The organism is Pelotomaculum sp. FP, from assembly GCF_004369245.1.
Lineage (GTDB): Bacteria > Bacillota > Desulfotomaculia > Desulfotomaculales > Pelotomaculaceae > Pelotomaculum_C > Pelotomaculum_C schinkii.
On record NZ_QFGB01000129.1, the window covers coordinates 1 to 1,840 of the forward strand.

Consider the following 1,840-nt stretch of genomic DNA (forward strand, 5'->3'; position numbering starts at 1 on the left):
AATACCCAAAGCTATGGAGCCCAGGTGGGGAATTTCCCCACCTGTAATAACGACATTCCAGTCCTTGCCCATAGCTGTTGCCTGCAAAACCACATGTAACCCGTTGTGTTCCTTATGAATCTCAATAATCCCCATCTTTACTTTCTGAGAGGAGGAACCGGTGAAAAGACCGGGATGTCTTTCACTTCGACCCCAGCCAGTTGGAACCAGGGATCCCTCTTGTCGGGATCTATTACTTCAGGCTCCTCGCTTGAACGCCAGACAAAATCACAACGGCTGCAGAAATAGACCTCCCAGGCCTTGCTTCCGTCGGGAGCCTCTGCGATTTTGGCAGCGTTATCTGTTAAACAGCGAACACATTTCATAGCGATAATCTCCTTTCGTGCTTTATCTAACGGCCTTTTTGCAGGTTTAACAAGATCTTTTGATACGGTTCCGCCTCGGGAATCCTGTCCACCATCCGCACATCCCTTGCGATTTCAGGCTGAGCCGGAGTTGTCGCATCAATGATCATCTTGCCACCGATTCCAGGAGGTTCAGAGCATGGATCCAAAGGCATACCTGGTGTATTGGGAACTACAATTACATCTTTCATAGGCCGTACCCGTGTAGATAACGCCCACATCACCTGGGTCAGGTTGAAGGGGTCCACATCCCCGTCTACAATGATGATGTTCTTGGCATAGTTGGTGCCGTGCGGTGTCGAAGCCAGTCTCATGGCCACGGTCTTGGCATATCCGCCAAACTTGTTGTCGCAGGCGACAATGATCGTCAGGCCATGCTGATAAATCGCGTTGACCGCTTTTACCTCCGGCATGGTTTCCCTCAACTGGAAGTAAAGGGTCGCACTTGTATTAAGTCCGATCAAGGTGTCATGCTCCGTCCACGGACGGCCTACGTACAGGTTTTCAAAAATCGGGTTCTTCCGGGTGGTAACCGCATTCAATTTAATACGGAATTGCCGCCGGGAGCCTGAATAACTCCCCGGAAATTCACCGAAGGGGCCTTCCGGGAAGCGATCTCTCGGTACGAATTCGCCCTCAAGAACGATTTCCGTATAGGCCGGAACGTCCAAATTACCACTGAGGGTTTTGGTCAGAACCTGGGGAGCCCCCATGAAGGCTGCCGCGTATTTGTATTCGGACTGGTCATATTTCAAGGGCGCGCTCGCCATAAGGCTAATCACCGGGTGTACGCCCAGGCACACCGCGACGGGAAGCGCCTTGCCCATTTCTTCTGCTTTGCGCAGATGAATTCCGCCGTCATGGAAGGGCAGCACCTGGATTCCCAGCGTGTCGGGACCCTGGACCTGGATACGGTACATCCCCACGTTCTGCTTGTCCACATTATCGGGATCTTCCGGATCCCTGGTAATCACGGAAGCCTTGGAGAAGTAAAAACCACCGTCATATTTATTGACCCGGAATAAAGGCAGGATCTCATAAAGATTAATGTCTTTGGTGATCTTTACCTCCTGGCAGGGCGCGTCTTTAACCCATTGAAGCTCACCGTCGCTTCCGCCTGCCCAGCGTTCCGCGAATGCATAGAATTGCTCTTTCAGTGAAGTGTCCTTATCCATCCCCAGCATAACGGCATTGTTCGCCCATGTGCCAAGGACATTCACTGCAAGCCGTTTGCCCTTATAGCCCTTGATATTTTCGATCAGCACAGCCGGACCTGTATTTCCCGCTGCTATATCCACAGCTGCCCGGGCAATACGCCGTACATCCGGCTCCGGCATAACTTCATCGGTATAATGAACCAACTGTCCCGCTTTCTCCAACTGCTCTAAAAATCCCCGAAGGCTGTTCCCTTCCATTGCTATCACTCCTTTTGTAAA

Annotated in this window: 2 protein-coding genes; both read right to left on the reverse strand. The window is 51.5% G+C overall.

The genetic code is table 11. The annotated features are described in order from the left end of the window. Positions 1 to 137 precede the first annotated feature (137 nt). Positions 138 to 365, reverse strand: coding sequence for a non-oxidative hydroxyarylic acid decarboxylases subunit D (locus Psfp_RS20960; protein WP_134220447.1), 228 nt, complete (start codon positions 363 to 365; stop codon positions 138 to 140). Positions 366 to 391: 26 nt separating this feature from the next. After that, the coding region (locus Psfp_RS20965; RefSeq protein ID WP_205079648.1) for a non-oxidative hydroxyarylic acid decarboxylases subunit C at positions 392 to 1,840 on the reverse strand (1,449 nt) is incomplete at its 5' end.

Excerpts from the sequence above, each read along its gene's own strand:
- Psfp_RS20960 (WP_134220447.1), bottom strand. The coding sequence starts at position 365 with ATGAAATGTGTTCGCTGTTTAACAGATAACGCTGCCAAAATCGCAGAG.